This is a genomic window from Caldibacillus thermoamylovorans (genome assembly GCF_000751775.1).
Taxonomy (GTDB): domain Bacteria; phylum Bacillota; class Bacilli; order Bacillales; family Caldibacillaceae; genus Caldifermentibacillus; species Caldifermentibacillus hisashii.
Window position 1 is genome coordinate 1 of record NZ_CCRF01000030.1, and the last position, 16,934, is coordinate 16,934.

The following is a 16,934-nucleotide window of genomic DNA, read 5'->3' on the forward strand; positions in this document are numbered from 1 at the left end:
TGTCCAAAGAAATCTACACTTGACAATTGAATTGCTGGAATTTGGCAAACCGCTGATGATTGGCCTGAATATGATTGATGTTGCGAAGTCCCGTGGGATAGAGATTAACATTCAAAACTTATCAAACAAACTGGGCGTTGCTATTCAGCCAATCATTGCCCGGACAGGAAAAGGTTGCAATCAATTGCTGGAAAAAATTACTTACGAGGAAAAATTACCTCAAGAACCTTTTCGATTAGACTACGGGGTAATAATTGAAACGGGAATTAGCAAACTTGTTGATTTACTTTATGAATGCCCGATTGATTTGCCTTCAAAACGATGGTTGGCCATTCAATTTTATTCGGGTAATGATACAGTAAAAACGTATTTGGAAAGATTGTTAAATCATGCTCTATTGTTGGAATTGTTGGCGGAAACAGAAAAAGAACTACTTGAAACAACGGGACAAACATTGCAGGATGCTATTTTTGAGAAACGAGAACAATTTATTCGGACTGTTTTAAATGATTCTGTTGTTATAACCAATGAGGTTCGCCAGAGTTTGACAGATAAAATTGATCGATTTGCAACAAATAAATATTTAGGAATGCCCATCTTTCTAACGTTATTATATTTCATGTTCATGATTACTTTTAATTGGATCGGTTCACCGTTATCTGATGCGTTGGATTCCTTTTTATCGGGATCTTTTACAAATTGGCTGGAAAATATTTTGAATAAATTTGGGACATCGGCTTTTCTATTCAACTTGATTTTAGATGGAATTGTCCCGGGTGTCGGCGGTGTGCTTGTTTTTGTTCCGCAAATTTTTATTCTTTTCTTCTTTATTTCTGTATTGGAAGATTCAGGTTATATGGCACGGATATCCTTAGTTATGGATCGAATTATGCAGAGTATCGGATTAAACGGAAAAGCATTCATCCCAATGGTTATTGGGTTTGGCTGCAATTTACCGGGAATTATGTCGGCACGGACCATCGAGCAACCAAAAGAGCGTTTGATTACAATTTTACTCACCCCATTAATGTCATGTTCCGCTCGCTTGCCGGTCTATGCATTATTTGCCGGGGTATTTTTCGGGGAAAATCAAGCCCTTGTCGTATTGTCTTTGTATACAATGGGTGTTGTCCTTGCACTTGTTTTAGCAAAATTATTTTCAAAAACGATATTAAAAAGTGAAGCATCGGTGTTTGTCATCGAACTTCCTCCATACCGGGTCCCGCATCTTGGAACATTGGCAAAAAGTACATGGGATAAAGGGAAAGGGTTTATAAAAAAAGCAGGTACGTTTATTTTTGGAGGAACCGTCGTCATCTGGTTATTATCAGTTGTTGGGCGTAGTGGATTCAACGTTACGATGGATGACAGTTTGTTGGCGGAATTAGGTGGGTTTTTGGCACCGGTATTTGCCCCCCTTGGATTTGGTTCTTGGCAAGCGGCAGTCGCATTACTTACCGGTTTTTTAGCAAAAGAATCGGTCGTATCTACTTTAAATATTGTTTATCACACGTCATCAACCGCTTTTTTGCAAGGTGTCGTGGCAGATTCATATACACCGTTATCTGCTTATAGTTTTCTCGTTTTTATCTTACTTTACATCCCTTGTCTGGCAACGGTCGCAACGATTAAAAAAGAAACCGGATCAATGAAATGGACGATTTTCTCGATGGTTTATCCATTTATCATTGCTTATGTGATATCTTTCATAATCTTTCAAGGCGGCAATTTATTGGGACTTTAAATATGGAAGAAAGAAGCTGATTTGTATGTTTAATATTTTGCTTGGTTCGCTTATATTCGGTTATGCTGTTTGGACGATTGTAAAATTTATTAAACGCAGCAGTAAAGGAAAATGTGCCGCTTGTGATTTGCAAGATGCTTGTGCAAAATGTGTGATAAAAGAGGAGAAAATAAAAAGATAATTGTATCTTTACTTGTTCACTGCCCTGGAAAAACCGGGGTATTTTTTTCTGCCCTTATAAATAATATAATAAAAAAACTATTGCTGAATAATGAAAAGTGTGTTATAAATATACATACGAACTTATAAATATACGTATATTGTATATAGAAAATGGAAAGTTAAAAAAATTATGGGGGATAAGCATAATGAAAAAACAATTCAAGATAATGGTAATGTTCCTATCATTTGTTTTGCTGCTTGCCGCTTGTGGTAAGAGTAATGATATGAGTTCCAACTCTTCTAAAAATGACAAGGTGTTAAAAATGGCGACTTCTGCGGATTTTAAACCTTTCGAATCACGTGATAAAGAAGGAAATATTGTTGGTTTTGACATCGATTTAGCGAATTTAATCGCTGACGAATTGGGATATAAATTAGAAATTCAAGATATGAATTTTGATGGACTAATTGGTGCTCTTCAGTCAAAACGTGTGGACATGGTCATGGCAGGAATGAGTACAACAGAAAAACGGAAAAAGAATGTTGATTTTTCCAAAGAATACCATCGTTCCGGTGAAATGTTTCTTTCGCTTCCGGATAAAAAGATAGAGAGCTTGGAAAGTTTGGAAGGGAAAACGGTAGGTGTGCAACTTGGTACGATTCAAGAAGAAGGTGCCAATGAATTAAGTAAAAAATATGGATTTACGGTTAAACCTGTTGATAATGCAGGCGTGCTCATTCAAGAATTATTATCAAACCGTGTGGATGCCGTTTATATGGATAGTGTTGTGGCTGTTGGTTACCGAGATGAACAAGGATTATTTGGGTTTGATGACCCGACAACTAGCTCTCCGGGTATGGCAATTGCCTTCCCTAAAGGCAGTGACCTTGTTGATGATGTAAACAAAGCCCTTGATAAACTTGAAAAAGAAGGAAAAATTAAAGAACTGAAAGAGAAATGGAAATTAGACCAAGTCGCTATCGAATAAAAGAATAGTTTTTTATGAAATTATGATAAAATGAATAACTGGGTAGCAATAATCGGTGGTTTGCGTGTAATTGCGATGACCACCGATTCTCTGTTTGTTTGAGCCGAAAAAATTTTACCAATCAACAAGCTCATTTTCTGTTGATATAATGATGATATACGTAATTGTGTAATCATGGAGCGACAATAACAAAGGACATTTATTGTATGAATGCCGATGATGTCCGATGGTGGAGTGACAATCAAAAACAGCATTTAGTTGCGAATGCCGATGATTGTGATGGTGAAATTTTTTGGGCTTACGTGACAATCAAATGCGCCGTTTATTGTATGAATGCCATTAATTTTGGATGTTGGAATTTTTTGGGAGTTAGGTAACAATTAAATACAACATTTTGTGCGTGAATGCCTGAGAATTTTTTTTGACACTAAACCAAGGATCGGGCAGAGGAAGTGAGGTTTAAGTCAATGAATTTAGATTTTAGTCAATTAGGTCCGTATATTCCATTTCTTTTACAAGGAATTTGGATCACATTAAAATTTGTATTTGTTTCGATATTAATTGGATTAATTTTAGGTACATTGTTAGCTTTGTGTAAAATTACGCGTCATTCGATTTTAACATGGTTTGCCAATGCATATACATCGATTTTCCGAGGGACCCCATTAATTTTGCAATTGATGATAATTTTTTATGCGATCCCTCAGTTAACAGGTTATGATATTCCAACCTTTTTGGCAGCTATTTTAGCATTTGGATTGAACTCCGCTGCCTATGTTTCGGAAATTATTCGTGCAGGGATTATGGCAGTAGATAAGGGACAAGTGGAAGCGGCCGAAGCCCTTGGTATACCGTATCGACCGATGATGTTGAATATTATTTTGCCGCAAGCGGTGAAAAATATTTTACCGGCTTTGATGAATGAGTTTATTACATTAACAAAGGAATCGGCCGTTGTCTCAACGATTGGATATTTAGACTTAATGCGCCGAGCCCAAATTATTGGCGCCCAGCTTTATCGAAACTTTGAACCGCTGCTGGTTGCCGGACTCATCTACTGGGTCATGGTTGTCATTTTAACAAAACTTGGCAGCATCTTGGAACGGAGGTTGAGAGCAAGTGATTAAAGTGGAACAAATTACGAAAGTATTCGGGAAAAACCCGGTTTTGAAAAATATTAGCACAACCATACATCAGGGGGAAGTCGTCGCTATTATCGGGCCATCAGGTTCGGGAAAATCCACTTTTTTACGTTGCCTTAACTTATTGGAAAAACCAACGGAAGGAAAAATTTATATTAAAGATCGAGAAATCACCGATCCGAAAGTGAATATTTTGGAGGTTCGAAAACATATCGGCATGGTTTTCCAACAATTTAATCTCTTCCCGCATATGACGGTTTTAGAAAATGTTACGTATGCGCCACAAAAGGTAAAAAAGTTAGCGAAAGGGGAAGTAGAAAAAAATGCCAAGGATCTTTTGGCAAAAGTTGGTTTAAGTGACAAGGTGGATAGCTATCCAAGCCAGTTGTCAGGCGGTCAAAAACAGCGGGTAGCCATTGCCCGGGCACTCGCAATGGAGCCGGAAATTATGCTGTTTGATGAACCGACATCCGCACTCGATCCGGAAATGGTAAAGGAAGTACTGGATGTAATTAAGGATTTAGCGGAAACGGGGATGACGATGGTGATTGTCACCCATGAAATGAATTTCGCGAAAGAAGTGGCAGATCGGGTTATTTTTATTGATGATGGTGTCATTTTAGAAGATGCTGAACCCCATCAATTTTTCAATGCGCCAAAGAGTGAGCGGGCAAAGGATTTCCTATCGAAACTACTTTAATTTTATGGTCTTGAGGGGAGCTCTCAAGACCAATATTTATGGGGAATTTTGGGAAAATGGTTCAACGGATTGACTAATATGGGACAAAATAGACGGAAACTTCATAAATATGCGTAACTAGCTGTCTATGAGACAAAACTATCAAAAATTGAAGGGAAACTGTCTCATAGACGGGCTCTATGGGACAAAACAAGTGGAAAACAAAGCCAAACTGTCCCATAGGATTGTCAGAATCGCATTGTATGGGACAAAACTATCAAAAATAGAAGCGAAACTGTCTCATAGACGGGCTCTATGGGACAAAACAAGTGGAAAAGTAAGCGAAACTGTCCCATAGGATTGTTAGGACCGCACTATATGGGACAAAACTATTAAAAATAGAAGCGAAACTGTCTCATAGACGGGCTCTATGGGACAAAACAAGTGGAAAAGTAAGCGAAACTGTCCCATAGGATTGTCGGAATCGCATTGTATGGGACAAAACTATCAAAAATTAAAGCGAAACTGTCTCATAGAAAGGGTCTCAATCCCAAATTATGATTTGAAGAATGAAAAATTGACTGCAAGAACGGCTGTCGGTGAAAAATCAAGCGTTGAAAAAACGAAATCTAGCATCGAGACGGGTTCTAAAAACCAAATTAAGTGCAAAGTAATGAAAAATTGGTATCGAGACCGGCTGACAAAGCAAATTTTGCATAGAAGAATGGCAAGCTGTCCCCGAGAAATGCTCCATGAGTCTGTCCGACAGAATGCCACAACTGGTAATAGCTACGATATAGCATGTATAAAAATTAGCGATAGAATTATTCAAGTCCATGCATGATCACACGCTAAAAGAGGTTCATCGCACAGACCCCTAACACATTTACTTCTTTGATAACTTCAAGAATTCCTCGGAAAATTTCATAATTCTCCTATCAATAAGATCGTCATCAATTTCGCTTTCAACATTAAAACTACTGTCGGGAACAAATACATTTCGGGAAGGTACAACGCCTCCAAGAAATTGAATAATGGGTCTTAAATGATATTCAGCGACGAGAAAATATTTATCAGAACCGGCAGTAGAAATAAACCCGACAATTTTATCCCGAAAAGCTCTTTCAGGTAAAAAATCCAACAAATTTTTTAAACTGCCGGAAATGGAAGCTTGATAGACTGGCGTTCCAATAACAATACAGTCCGCTTCTAGTAGTTTATTTACAACAAGTTGTGTGTCATCATTATAATAGGAAAGTGGGTAACCCCGCATGAATTCCACATCATAGTCCTTTAAATCAATCAATTCTATTTCAATATCTTGATTTTGCAATTTTGCGGCATGGAGTACTTTAAAAACCATGTGTGAAGTTTTATGCCCTGCTAATGCACCTGATAAGCCAACGAATTTCAAACGATGTTCCCTCCTTTTATGGTTTCATTTTAAGTATATAGCTCGAATTCGGGATTTTCAAACCAGCATCACAATCACGATTTCTAATAAAAAATTATCACCTCTTAATGAGATCCTGATAAAATACCTTCATCGTCCACGAATTCAGGATTTTCAAACCAAACTAACGATTACTGTTTCAAATAAAAACAAGGACCTCGAAATGAGATCCTTAAAAGTAAACATTATAATACCTTCGTCGTCCACGTTTCTCCGTTCCACACATCCGTGACAATATCTTGGTAAAATTCCGGTTCATGGCTTATGAGAAGGATGCTGCCTCTGTACTCTTTCAAGGCACGTTTCAACTCCTCTTTGGCGTCAACGTCAAGATGGTTCGTCGGTTCGTCGAGGACAAGGACATTCGATTCTCTATTAATTAATTTGCATAAACGGACTTTCGCTTTTTCACCACCGCTTAACACATCAACCTTACTTTCAATATGTTTCGTCGTCAAACCGCATTTGGCAAGGGCTGCACGCACTTCATATTGAGTCATATGGGGGAATTCGTTCCAGATTTCATCCAGGCAAGTATTGGCATTAGCAGTTTTGATTTCTTGCTCAAAATAACCGATATGAAGATAATCGCCTAACTCTACATGACCTGACACCGGGGCAATTTCGCCAAGAATACTCCTTAACAAGGTCGTTTTCCCAATCCCGTTCGCCCCGACAATGGCAATTTTTTGGCCGCGTTCCATTTTCAAATTCAAAGCTTTCGAAAGCGGATCGCCATTGTAACCGATAACCAATTCCTTTGTTTCAAAAATAACCCGGCCGGCTGTACGAGCTTCTTTAAACTTGAAGGAAGGTTTTGGCTTTTCTGCGGCAAGTTCAATTACTTCCATTTTATCCAGCTTTTTCTGCCTCGACATCGCCATATTTCTTGTTGCAACACGGGCTTTATTCCGAGCAACAAAATCTTTCAACTCGGCAATTTCCTGTTGTTGTCTTTTGAACGCCGCTTCCAATTGTTGCTTTTTCATTTCATAAATGCGCAAAAAATCATCATAGTTGCCGACATAACGGGTGAGTTCCCGATTTTCCATATGATAAATTAAATTGATTACACTGTTTAAAAAGGGAATATCATGGGAGATTAAGATAAAAGCATTTTCATATTCCTGTAAATACCGTTTCAACCACTCAATATGCTGCACATCCAAAAAGTTGGTCGGCTCATCCAGTAATAAAATATCCGGTTTTTCCAACAGCAATTTAGCCAACAATACTTTTGTCCGTTGTCCGCCGCTTAAATCATGAACATCACGGTCAAGACCAATATCCGTCAACCCAAGGCCACGGGCAATTTCCTCTACTTTTGCATCGATTAAATAAAAATCGTTATGGGTTAGTAAATCTTGCATTGTTCCGGTTTCTTCCAACAAAGCTTCAAGCTCTTCCGGTGAGGCTTCCCCCATTTTGGCAAACAGCGCATTCATTTCTGCTTCCATATCAAATAAATATTGGAATGCACTTTTTAACACATCGCGAATCGTCATCCCTTTTTCGAGGACAGCATGTTGGTCAAGATAGCCGACCCGAACCCGTTTTGCCCATTCAATTTTCCCTTCATCCGGCTGCAATTTCCCGGTGATTATATTCATAAATGTTGATTTACCTTCTCCATTGGCACCGACAAGGCCAATATGTTCCCCTTTTAACAGCCGGAATGAAACATCTTCAAAAATGGCCCTGTCGCCAAAGCCATGACTTAATTTTTCTACATTTAAAATACTCATAAGGCACTCCTTTAAATTGATACTCATACCGTTCTTTGATAAACATCTTTTCATTATAACTTGAAACCAAGAACGGACGAGGAAAATCAGCTAAGCATACCGTTCTTTAATAGACATCCTTTTCATTATAACGGTAAAATTTTATTTATGGTAGCAGGAAAATTTAACAAAACGCAAGAGGCTCGAATATATATCAAGGGAAGGGAGGTGTGGGCGATGGTTTATTATCGGAATGTGCTGCCAATGAGAAATGCCAATGTGCTTACTGTTTTTGGTGAGGGAAAAGTGCATGTCGAACCGAATTTGGCATTCATCACAATTGGTATAGTGAGAGAAAATAAAAATTTACAAACAGCACAGGCTGAAAATAGTGTTGCCTCAAACAATGTCATCCAGGCGCTCCTCGCACTTGGCATCAATCCGAATCATATCCGGACGGTGGAATACCGGATTGACAATGTTTATGATTTTGTCGATGGAAAGCAGATTTTTCGTGCCTATGAAGTTCGGCATTTATTGGAAGTTCGGGTCGAAAACATTGGTCAAATCGGGCTTGTTGTCGATACAGCGGTGGCACAAGGGGCAAATATCATTTTTAATATTCGCTTTGATACATCGAATCGGTCGGCAAAATATCATGAGGCTTTGACGTTGGCATTATCAGATGCGCACGCGAAGGCGAGAACAATTACAAATGGGTTGGGTGTTGTTTTTCAACTGATTCCAATTGAAATTACGGAGACAAGGCAAGGTGTGGTCCCTGTCCCTTATCAAACTTTTACCCTGGAAAAAGTTGCCGGGGCCAGCACACCGATTGAGCCGGGGACGTTGCAAATTGAGGCTAGTCTAATCGCAAAGTTTTTATATTGATTTTTGCTTAGAATCCAAAAAGGTTTTATGGAAAGATTTGCGCCAAATATCGTATGAAGACAAAAAGTACTGCTATTTGAGCAATTTTTATAATGAAAAACCAAAACATATGACATTTATCATACTCATCTCTTGACGTTTATGACTAATAAAGACAAAGTTTTCCGTCTAAAATAGAAAATTAAAGAATCATTATTTTAGGAGGAAAATATGAGCAAGGATAAAGAAAAACAGGTACAATTGAAAAAGAGTGTTGCCCCTTTTGCAAAGTCTGAAACGAGAAAGAGTATGTTACAAATCATTAATTCAATCGTTCCCTTTCTTCTGCTTTGGATTCTTGCCTATCAAAGTTTGGCGATTTCCATTTGGCTGTCTTTATGTTTTTCTGTCATTGCGGCAGGCTTTGTTGTCCGGATTTTTATCATTTTCCACGATTGTACACATATGTCATTTTTTAAAAACGGTAAAGCAAACCGAGTTGTTGGGACGATTACCGGAATTATTACACACTTTCCCTTTGAAAAATGGAAACGAAATCACGCCATCCACCATGCAACAAGCAGCAATTTAGATAAACGGGGCACAGGTGATGTTTGGGTCATGACGGTGCAAGAATATACTGAAGCATCATTTTGGAAAAAGTTGGGATACAGACTTTACCGAAATCCGTTTATATTATTTGGGCTAGGCCCGCTATATCTTTTCTTCATATCGAACCGGTTTAATCGGAAAGGCGCAAAACGGAAGGAACGGTGGAATACGTATTTAATTAATGTTTCCATTGTTGCCATTTACGCGCTGTTAATTTGGGCGATCGGCTGGCAATCATTTTTAATTGTTCAAGTGCCTATTATGTATATCGCCGGTGTACTCGGTATTTGGCTATTTTATGTCCAACATACCTTTGAGGATTCTTATTTCGAAAATGAAGAAGAATGGGATTACGTAAAAGCCGCAGTCGAAGGGAGTTCATATTACAAGCTTCCGAAAGTTTTGGAATGGATAACAGGAAGTATCGGCTACCACCATGTTCACCATTTAGCTCCAAGAATACCGAACTATCACTTAGAAGAGGCACATGAATCAACACCGCCATTGCAAAAAGCAACAACCATTACTTTGGCAACAAGTCTAAAATCGATTCGCTTTCGTTTATATGATCAAGAGACCATGTCCTTCTTAAGTTTTAAAGAATATAAAGAACGAATAAAAACAACAGGAGCCCGTTTACATTTGGGTATCGGAAGACCGAACATTCAAGAAAAGTAAAGAAAACTTGGTGAGTGACGAGCCTTTATGCGAAGGCAGAGCCGATTTACACGTATCCTTAATTCTTAAAATTTCCCGCTACGTCGAATTTACATCCTAGCCGGAACGTATAAAAAAATGTCCCTTTAAAATGCCCTTCCATTTAATTCGAGAAGGGTTTTTTGATATACTTACTAAAAAGTCTGTATACAAGGGGAAAGACCGATGCAAAAATGGTATCAAATATTTTCAAAAAATACCGGAATTAGTATTTATGCGTGGATCATCTTTTGTCTTCTGCCATTTTATTTTGTTATCGTTTCATCCACGCCCGCTGAAATTGTGATTGGGATTATCATGATTATGTTATTTTTTGCCGTATACAGACTCGCTTTTATAAAAAAGGGCTGGACGGTTTATGTTTCTGTAGCGGTCGAAATTATATTAAGTACTTTGTTGACTTTATATTTTGGTTATGTGTATTTTTCACTGTTTCTGGCATTTTTCATTGGAAATATTCAAGGGAAAGCCGGGTTTATTACCTTGTACATTATCAATCTTGTAACAACAATCGGTTCGGTCGTTGCCGGCTTTTTTATTCAAAAGCAAATTTTTTTCTCACAGTTGCCATTTATTGTAATCAGTGTAACAGGAGTCATATTGCTACCGTTCATTATGTATAATCGGAACAAACGCGAACAACTGGAACAAGAGCTGGCGGATGCGAATCTACGGATCTCTCAGTTGATGGTAATTGAGGAACGTGAACGGATAGCCCGTGATCTCCATGACACTCTTGGTCAAAAGCTGTCACTGATCGGTTTAAAGAGTGATTTAGCCGGGAAGCTGCTGGATAAAGATCCCAATCGAGTAAAAAGGGAAATTTATGATATTCATCAAACGGCAAGGACAGCCCTAAAGGAAGTTCGTGACATGGTTTCCATGATGAAACGGATAAGGTTGAAAGAAGAAGTGTTACAGACCCAACAGATGATTGAGTCGGCAGAGATGGAGTTTAAATTAATTGGGAATCCGGAACTTCCATCTACACCTTTATTTGTTGAACATGTGCTGAGTATGTGTTTAAAGGAAGCTGTGACAAATGTGGTAAAACATAGTAATGCAACCGTCTGTGAGGTACAAATTATCCATTCGCCAAGTGAAGTATCGATTCACATCCGGGATAACGGGGTGGGCATTCCGGATCAACTCGATTCCATAAAAGGTCATGGTCTTCGAGGGATGAGGGAGAGACTAGAGTTTGTCAACGGAAATTTAGCAATTGATCGTTCAAATGGAACTAATTTGAAGATTTGGGTTCCGCTTTTTCATAAGGGGGAGGTATTATGATACGGATTGTCATAGCAGAGGATCAACGGTTGTTATTGGGGGCGCTCGGTTCTCTGCTCGATTTGGAAGAAGATATGCAGGTTGTTGGGATGGCCAGAAATGGGGAAGAAGTATTAAAGCTGGTAAAGGAACACAAGCCGGATGTTTGTATTATGGATATTGAAATGCCGGTTATGAACGGTTTGGAGGCAGCAGAGCAATTAAAAACGGATCCTTGCAAAGTAATTATTTTAACAACATTTGCTCGGGCAGGTTATTTTGAAAGGGCAAGAGCAGCGGGTGTCAGCGGCTATTTATTAAAGGACAGTCCCAGCGAGGAATTGGCGAATATGATTCGGGTGATTATGGATGGACGAAAGGTTTATGATCCGGAGCTGGTTGAACTTGCCTATAGTGAAGTAAATCCGCTAACAGCCCGGGAAGAACAGGTCATCAAGTTGATTGCAGAAGGGAAAAATACGCAGGAAATTGCCAAAACACTATTTCTCACAACAGGAACCGTCCGAAATTATGTATCGGTCATTCTTGATAAATTACATGTGAGTAACCGCATTGAAGCCATTACCAAATTTAAGGAAAAGGGCTGGTTTAAATAGAAGAAAGGCCGACTCATCGCGAGTTTTGTAAGAATAGGCAAAATGCCGAGGAGAAAGGGGCGCTCGCAAACGAAAATCAACCCTTACATTTCTCTTGGAAATTTTTGGTAGGGAGGATCAGTGAAGAGTCTCTCTCAACCCTTACTTCCTTCTTGAGACTTTTTATTGGGTAAGGAAGGTTATAGAGAAGGGGATCTCGTAAATGTAATCCCCCTTACAGCTCTCCTGGGGATTTTTGGTAAAGAAGATCAGAGAAGAGGCTCTCGCAAATGTGATCAACCATTACAGATCTCATGGATTTTTTGCTAAGGGAGATTAGAGAAGAGGAAACAACCCTTACTCGCAGCTGGCTTGAAAGTAAAATTAAGACTCAATTGTTCACCGCCATTTTCCCTAATGGTCCTTCTTCATTAATTACCTCCATCAAATCATATACAGAAATTGGGAACATCGGAAAACCAAAAGCATATGGGGTAATCTCATAAAGTTGAAAATAAATTACCAGTGCTTTATCAGCTATATAAAAATCTTGATTAGGACGAATCTGTTTAAAATCGTCCAGTAAAAAGATGTCCCGCTTAGCAATTTGTTCTTTAATTAACCGGGATAACCACCCAACATAATTACTTCCCGGTTTAAATAAGTCGGCTAACTGATACTGCTGGCCGGTTTTTGAATCAAAGGTTAAAGACTTGATATAAGTCATCCCGTGGGCAGCGTGATCATGATAACCGTAATTAGCAAGGCTTAGGCTTAACACATCGCGCTGGTTATTTTTGATTTCATAGGTTCCGAGCATGCTTATTAATGTTGTCGGTATGTCGCCAAATAATGTGTTTATTAATTGTTGTGTTGCGTTTACTATCGCACGGTTCATTAAATGCTCCGCTTGTTTATTCTCGGGATGATACACAACCGGATAATAAACAACGATGTCCGGCCCGCCCTGAACTTTTTCTGTTTTAATTGACACAGGAAATGAAACCGTCATACTCCTCATCCCTTTACATGAATTTCTGTATTGTATTCTTTTAAAAGGAAAAAGGTGTATTTACCTAATTTCAAAAGTACTTTAATATGGTCATGATTGTTCAGGAATATGCTGTGGAAAGTTTTTGTAAAAACTAAGAAAGCAGGCGGGGGATACCTGCTTTTTTAATGAGTCATCTATATATAAAAAGGGGAAGGATTACGCATGTGCTAAAGCTGCGTTTAAAATTCTTTTTGCATTTTCTACTCGTTCTTGGGAAGGTGGTTCAACATCTTTTAATTTATATTCCAATCCTAGGCTTTCCCATTTATAAACACCTAGTTTGTGATATGGCAAGACTTCAATTTTTTCAACATTATTCAGTGTTTTAATAAAATCGGCAAGGCGCAACAGGTCTTCGTCAAAGTCGCTCAATGTTGGTACCAAAACATGACGGATCCAGACAGGTATATTTTTTTCAGATAAATATTGGGCAAAGTCGAGAATATGTTCATTTGTCATACCTGTGATAAACTTATGTTTCTCACTATCGATATGCTTTAAATCAAGCAAAATTAAATCCGTATATTGCAAAAGTTCATCAAGTTTTTCCATAAAATTCGGGCGACGGTTAAATGGTCCGCCTGAACTGTCAATCGTTGTGTGAATGCCGTGTTTCTTGCATTCCTTGAAAAGTTCAATTAAAAAATCCATTTGTAAAAGTGGTTCACCGCCGCTGACTGTAATACCACCGCCGCTTGCTTCAAAGAATGGTAAATAGGATAATACATCGTCCATAATTTCTTGAACGGTCATTTCTTTGCCATTCCCGATTTTCCAAGTATCCGCATTGTGACAATATTGGCATCTCAGTAGGCAACCTTGGGTAAAAACAACATATCGTAACCCGGGTCCGTCTACTGCACCAAATGATTCAACAGAATGAATCCGACCTGTTACCATTTTGCATCCTCCTTGCTTTTTAAAGGGGAGGAGAAGCTGATTAGATGGCTTCTCCGTCTCTTAATTTGTCTAGCTCCGGCTCCTAGAAACTGCTAAACTTCCCGCCCCTTCACGTCGATAAGTCATCATCGGCTTATTCAAGCCGTGATTCCTTTATCTCGTTACGGGGGCAGTCCAGTTTATCAGTTTCTAAACAGTCGCCTTCGCTTTTCTTTGTCTAGCTCCGGCTCCTAGCGACTAGCAAACTTCCCCTAACCTCCGTACGATAAGTCAACATCGGCTCGTTCCTCGCCGTGTTTCCTTTTCCTCGAAAAATGCTATACGCATTTTTCTTCGTGCGATGCGTTGTCCTAGGAGTTAATCAAAGTTCTCCTTCGGTTTGGGTCCAGTTTGTACGTCGCTGGGCAGTCGCCTTCGCTTTTCTGTCTACATCGATTCGTGGAACGTACGATTTATGACATCGATTTGTTGTTCACGAGTTAATTTTATAAAGTTAACGGCATATCCGGATACACGAATGGTTAATTGTGGATATTTTTCCGGATGATCCATAGCGTCTAGTAAGGTTTCACGGTTCAAGACGTTAACGTTTATGTGGTGACCACGTTTTGTCATATAACCGTCCAGCATACCGACTAAGTTACTTACTTGAGATTCATCTTCACGACCAAGTGCTTTTGGTGTGATGGTGAATGTATTTGAAATACCATCAAGAGCATCTTCATAAGGTAATTTTGCAACAGATGTTAAGGAAGCAAGGGCACCTTTTGTATCACGACCATGCATTGGGTTTGCTCCCGGTGCAAATGGTTTACCGGCTTCACGACCATCAGGAGTGTTCCCGGTTTTCTTACCGTATACAACGTTTGAAGTAATCGTTAAGACAGATTGTGTTGGAACAGCATTCCGGTAAGTGTGATGTTTACGAATCTTTCTCATCACTTCTTTAACAATCCATACAGCAATTTGGTCAACGCGATCATCGTTGTTCCCATATTTAGGGAAGTCGCCTTCGATTTCATAATCAACTGCAAGCCCGTTTTCGTCGCGGATTGTTTTTACTTTTGCATATTTAATTGCACTTAACGAGTCAGCACAGACAGAGAGTCCGGCAATCCCGCAAGCCATTGTCCGTAAAATTTCACGGTCATGTAAGGCCATTTCTAAACGTTCATAACTGTATTTGTCATGCATGTAGTGAATAACGTTTAATGTATTTACATAAAGCTCACATAACCAGTCAAGCATGGTATCGAATTTATCCATTACTTCATCATAATCCAGATATTCAGAAGTGATTGGCGCAAATTTCGGTCCAACTTGAGTTTTTATACGTTCATCGACACCACCGTTGATTGCATAAAGAAGAGCTTTTGCAACGTTAACCCGGGCACCGAAGAATTGCATTTGTTTACCGATTCTCATTGCAGATACACAGCAGGCAATACCGTAGTCGTCACCGTAGATTTCACGCATCATATCATCGTTTTCATATTGAATGGCACTCGATTTAATCGACATTTTTGCTGCATATTTCTTGAAGTTTTCCGGTAATTTTGTTGACCAAAGAATCGTTAAGTTCGGTTCCGGAGCCGGTCCTAAGTTATCCAAAGTGTGCAGGTAACGGAATGAAGTTTTTGTTACCATTGGACGACCGTCAAGGGCAATACCGCCGATGGATTCAGTTACCCAAGTCGGGTCACCGGAATATAATTCATTGTATTCAGGTGTACGAGCAAATTTTACAAGACGCAATTTCATGATAAAATGGTCAATTAATTCTTGAGCTTCTTTTTCGGTTAATGTACCATTTTTTATGTCTCTTTCAATGTAAATATCTAAGAAAGTGGAAGTACGACCAAGGCTCATTGCTGCACCGTTTTGTTCTTTAATGGCCGCAAGATAAGCAAAATATAACCATTGAATCGCTTCTTTTGCATTGGTAGCCGGTTTACTGATATCATAACCGTAAGCTAATGCCATTTGTTTTAATTCTTTTAAAGCACGAATTTGTTCTGAGTATTCTTCCCGTTCACGAATAACATCGTCAGTCATTGTACGGTCGCCGATATAATTTAATTCGTTTTGTTTTTGTTCAATTAGGAAATCGACACCGTATAAGGCAACGCGACGATAGTCACCGATAATCCGACCACGGCCATATGCATCCGGAAGACCGGTAATAACTCCGGCATGACGAGCAGCTCTCATTTCCGGCGTGTATGCATCGAATACACCTTGGTTATGAGTTTTCCGCCAGTCAGTGAAAATATGTTCAATTTCTTTGTCAAGTTCAAAACCGTATGCTTCCAATGCTTGTTTTGCCATGCGGATACCGCCAAACGGCATTAATGAACGTTTGAAAGGTTTGTCAGTTTGGAAACCGACGATTTGTTCAAGGTCTTTATTTAAATACCCTGGACCATGAGATGTAATAGTTGATACAATTTTCGTATCAGCGTCTAATACACCGCCAGCTTCCCGTTCTTTTTTCGATAATTCCATAACTTGATCCCAAAGTTGTTTTGTTGATTCAGTCGGACCTTTCAAGAAACTTTCATCACCGGTGTAAGGAGTAAAGTTTTTAATAATGAAATCACGCACGTCAACTTCTTCTTGCCATTTACCAGGTTTAAAGCCTTCCCAATATTGAGTCATTTCTCATGCCTCCTAAAATTATATTAATATAATTTGTTCACTATTTCACATGTTTGTTTAAAAAAATATATAACAGGTAAAATGTTGTTACTGATACAGTTTTGAAATATTTTTGTAGTGAACAATCTTTCTATGAATATAATAGCACTTTCATAACTAATTTCAAAGCAATTTTTTTTTACAAAAATGTGATAAAAGTTAGTTTTACACTGATTTTCACATAAAATTCACATTTACTAAGAAAATCTTGAAAAATAATAGAATGCATGTTTGTATTATATATTTAAAATAAGATAGTGCTGAACTGTATTACTAAAATTCATTTAATAATTTCTGAACTTGTCTCATAGAAATATAATATCCTA

General features: G+C 38.7%; 15 protein-coding genes. 10 read left to right on the forward strand and 5 right to left on the reverse strand.

The window, feature by feature from the left end; translation table 11 throughout:
- From feoB to BT1A1_RS03915, 6 genes are all read left to right on the forward strand, one after another.
- Nucleotides 1-1,744 (forward strand): ferrous iron transport protein B (gene feoB / locus BT1A1_RS03890; RefSeq protein ID WP_034768360.1); only part of this gene is annotated, 1,744 nt, incomplete at its 5' end.
- Between the two features lie 25 nt (nt 1,745-1,769).
- Nucleotides 1,770-1,925 carry a FeoB-associated Cys-rich membrane protein gene (locus BT1A1_RS03895; RefSeq protein ID WP_043988239.1) on the forward strand — a complete coding sequence of 52 codons (156 nt, stop codon included), beginning with the start codon at nt 1,770-1,772 and terminating at the stop codon, nt 1,923-1,925.
- Nucleotides 1,926-2,112: 187 nt separating this feature from the next.
- Complete coding sequence (locus tag BT1A1_RS03900) at nt 2,113-2,895, forward strand: ABC transporter substrate-binding protein (RefSeq protein ID WP_034768361.1); 783 nt, start codon at nt 2,113-2,115, stop codon at nt 2,893-2,895.
- A 467-nt stretch (nt 2,896-3,362) separates the two neighbouring features.
- Nucleotides 3,363-4,022, forward strand: a complete 660-nt coding sequence (locus tag BT1A1_RS03905) for an amino acid ABC transporter permease (protein ID WP_034768363.1) — start codon at nt 3,363-3,365, stop codon at nt 4,020-4,022.
- Nucleotides 4,015-4,737 (forward strand): amino acid ABC transporter ATP-binding protein, encoded by a 723-nt coding sequence (locus BT1A1_RS03910; protein WP_034768365.1) that lies wholly within the window; start codon nt 4,015-4,017, stop codon nt 4,735-4,737. Before BT1A1_RS03905 ends, BT1A1_RS03910 begins: the two co-directional genes overlap by 8 nt.
- A 472-nt stretch (nt 4,738-5,209) precedes the next feature.
- On the forward strand, nt 5,210-5,560 hold the full coding sequence (locus tag BT1A1_RS03915) for a hypothetical protein (RefSeq protein WP_034768367.1): 351 nt from the start codon (nt 5,210-5,212) through the stop codon (nt 5,558-5,560).
- Between the two features lie 42 nt (nt 5,561-5,602).
- On the opposite strand, the gene BT1A1_RS03920 is transcribed toward BT1A1_RS03915, so the two are convergent.
- Both BT1A1_RS03920 and BT1A1_RS03925 read right to left on the reverse strand, forming a co-directional pair.
- The gene (locus BT1A1_RS03920) at nt 5,603-6,130 is read right to left on the reverse strand and encodes an NADPH-dependent FMN reductase (RefSeq protein WP_034768369.1); all 528 of its coding nucleotides are present in this window, start codon (nt 6,128-6,130) and stop codon (nt 5,603-5,605) included.
- Between the two features lie 224 nt (nt 6,131-6,354).
- A complete protein-coding gene (locus BT1A1_RS03925; protein WP_034768371.1) occupies nt 6,355-7,914 on the reverse strand; it encodes an ABC-F family ATP-binding cassette domain-containing protein in 1,560 nt (519 codons plus the stop codon).
- A gap of 216 nt (nt 7,915-8,130) precedes the next feature.
- Here BT1A1_RS03925 and BT1A1_RS03930 point away from each other — a divergent pair, with 216 nt between their 5' ends.
- From BT1A1_RS03930 to BT1A1_RS03945, 4 genes are all read left to right on the forward strand, one after another.
- The gene (locus BT1A1_RS03930) at nt 8,131-8,784 is read left to right on the forward strand and encodes an SIMPL domain-containing protein (protein WP_034768373.1); all 654 of its coding nucleotides are present in this window, start codon (nt 8,131-8,133) and stop codon (nt 8,782-8,784) included.
- A gap of 210 nt (nt 8,785-8,994) precedes the next feature.
- Nucleotides 8,995-10,053, forward strand: coding sequence for a Delta(5) desaturase DesA (locus BT1A1_RS03935; protein ID WP_034768375.1), 1,059 nt, complete (start codon nt 8,995-8,997; stop codon nt 10,051-10,053).
- A gap of 204 nt (nt 10,054-10,257) precedes the next feature.
- Nucleotides 10,258-11,382 (forward strand): sensor histidine kinase, encoded by a 1,125-nt coding sequence (locus BT1A1_RS03940; RefSeq protein ID WP_034768377.1) that lies wholly within the window; start codon nt 10,258-10,260, stop codon nt 11,380-11,382.
- Nucleotides 11,379-11,978 (forward strand): response regulator transcription factor, encoded by a 600-nt coding sequence (locus tag BT1A1_RS03945; protein ID WP_034768379.1) that lies wholly within the window; start codon nt 11,379-11,381, stop codon nt 11,976-11,978. The genes BT1A1_RS03940 and BT1A1_RS03945 overlap by 4 nt, the downstream gene beginning before the upstream one ends.
- A gap of 370 nt (nt 11,979-12,348) precedes the next feature.
- Here BT1A1_RS03945 and BT1A1_RS03950 read toward each other — a convergent pair whose 3' ends face one another.
- The 3 genes from BT1A1_RS03950 to pflB all read right to left on the reverse strand — a co-directional run bounded on the left by BT1A1_RS03950 (nt 12,349) and on the right by pflB (nt 16,569).
- Complete coding sequence (locus BT1A1_RS03950) at nt 12,349-12,969, reverse strand: DUF3298 and DUF4163 domain-containing protein (RefSeq protein WP_051988994.1); 621 nt, start codon at nt 12,967-12,969, stop codon at nt 12,349-12,351.
- A 198-nt stretch (nt 12,970-13,167) separates the two neighbouring features.
- Nucleotides 13,168-13,911 (reverse strand): pyruvate formate-lyase-activating protein, encoded by a 744-nt coding sequence (gene pflA / locus BT1A1_RS03955; protein ID WP_034768380.1) that lies wholly within the window; start codon nt 13,909-13,911, stop codon nt 13,168-13,170.
- Nucleotides 13,912-14,337: 426 nt separating this feature from the next.
- The gene (gene pflB, locus BT1A1_RS03960) at nt 14,338-16,569 is read right to left on the reverse strand and encodes a formate C-acetyltransferase (protein WP_034768382.1); all 2,232 of its coding nucleotides are present in this window, start codon (nt 16,567-16,569) and stop codon (nt 14,338-14,340) included.
- Nucleotides 16,570-16,934: the final 365 nt, after the last annotated feature.

Excerpts from the sequence above, each read along its gene's own strand:
- BT1A1_RS03895 (WP_043988239.1), top strand. The coding sequence starts at position 1,770 with ATGTTTAATATTTTGCTTGGTTCGCTTATATTCGGTTATGCTGTTTGG.
- BT1A1_RS03900 (WP_034768361.1), top strand. The coding sequence starts at position 2,113 with ATGAAAAAACAATTCAAGATAATGGTAATGTTCCTATCATTTGTTTTG.
- BT1A1_RS03905 (WP_034768363.1), top strand. The coding sequence starts at position 3,363 with ATGAATTTAGATTTTAGTCAATTAGGTCCGTATATTCCATTTCTTTTA.
- BT1A1_RS03915 (WP_034768367.1), top strand. The coding sequence starts at position 5,210 with ATGGGACAAAACTATCAAAAATTAAAGCGAAACTGTCTCATAGAAAGG.
- BT1A1_RS03925 (WP_034768371.1), bottom strand. The coding sequence starts at position 7,914 with ATGAGTATTTTAAATGTAGAAAAATTAAGTCATGGCTTTGGCGACAGG.
- BT1A1_RS03930 (WP_034768373.1), top strand. The coding sequence starts at position 8,131 with ATGGTTTATTATCGGAATGTGCTGCCAATGAGAAATGCCAATGTGCTT.
- BT1A1_RS03935 (WP_034768375.1), top strand. The coding sequence starts at position 8,995 with ATGAGCAAGGATAAAGAAAAACAGGTACAATTGAAAAAGAGTGTTGCC.
- BT1A1_RS03940 (WP_034768377.1), top strand. The coding sequence starts at position 10,258 with ATGCAAAAATGGTATCAAATATTTTCAAAAAATACCGGAATTAGTATT.
- BT1A1_RS03945 (WP_034768379.1), top strand. The coding sequence starts at position 11,379 with ATGATACGGATTGTCATAGCAGAGGATCAACGGTTGTTATTGGGGGCG.
- BT1A1_RS03950 (WP_051988994.1), bottom strand. The coding sequence starts at position 12,969 with ATGACGGTTTCATTTCCTGTGTCAATTAAAACAGAAAAAGTTCAGGGC.
- pflA (WP_034768380.1), bottom strand. The coding sequence starts at position 13,911 with ATGGTAACAGGTCGGATTCATTCTGTTGAATCATTTGGTGCAGTAGAC.
- pflB (WP_034768382.1), bottom strand. The coding sequence starts at position 16,569 with ATGACTCAATATTGGGAAGGCTTTAAACCTGGTAAATGGCAAGAAGAA.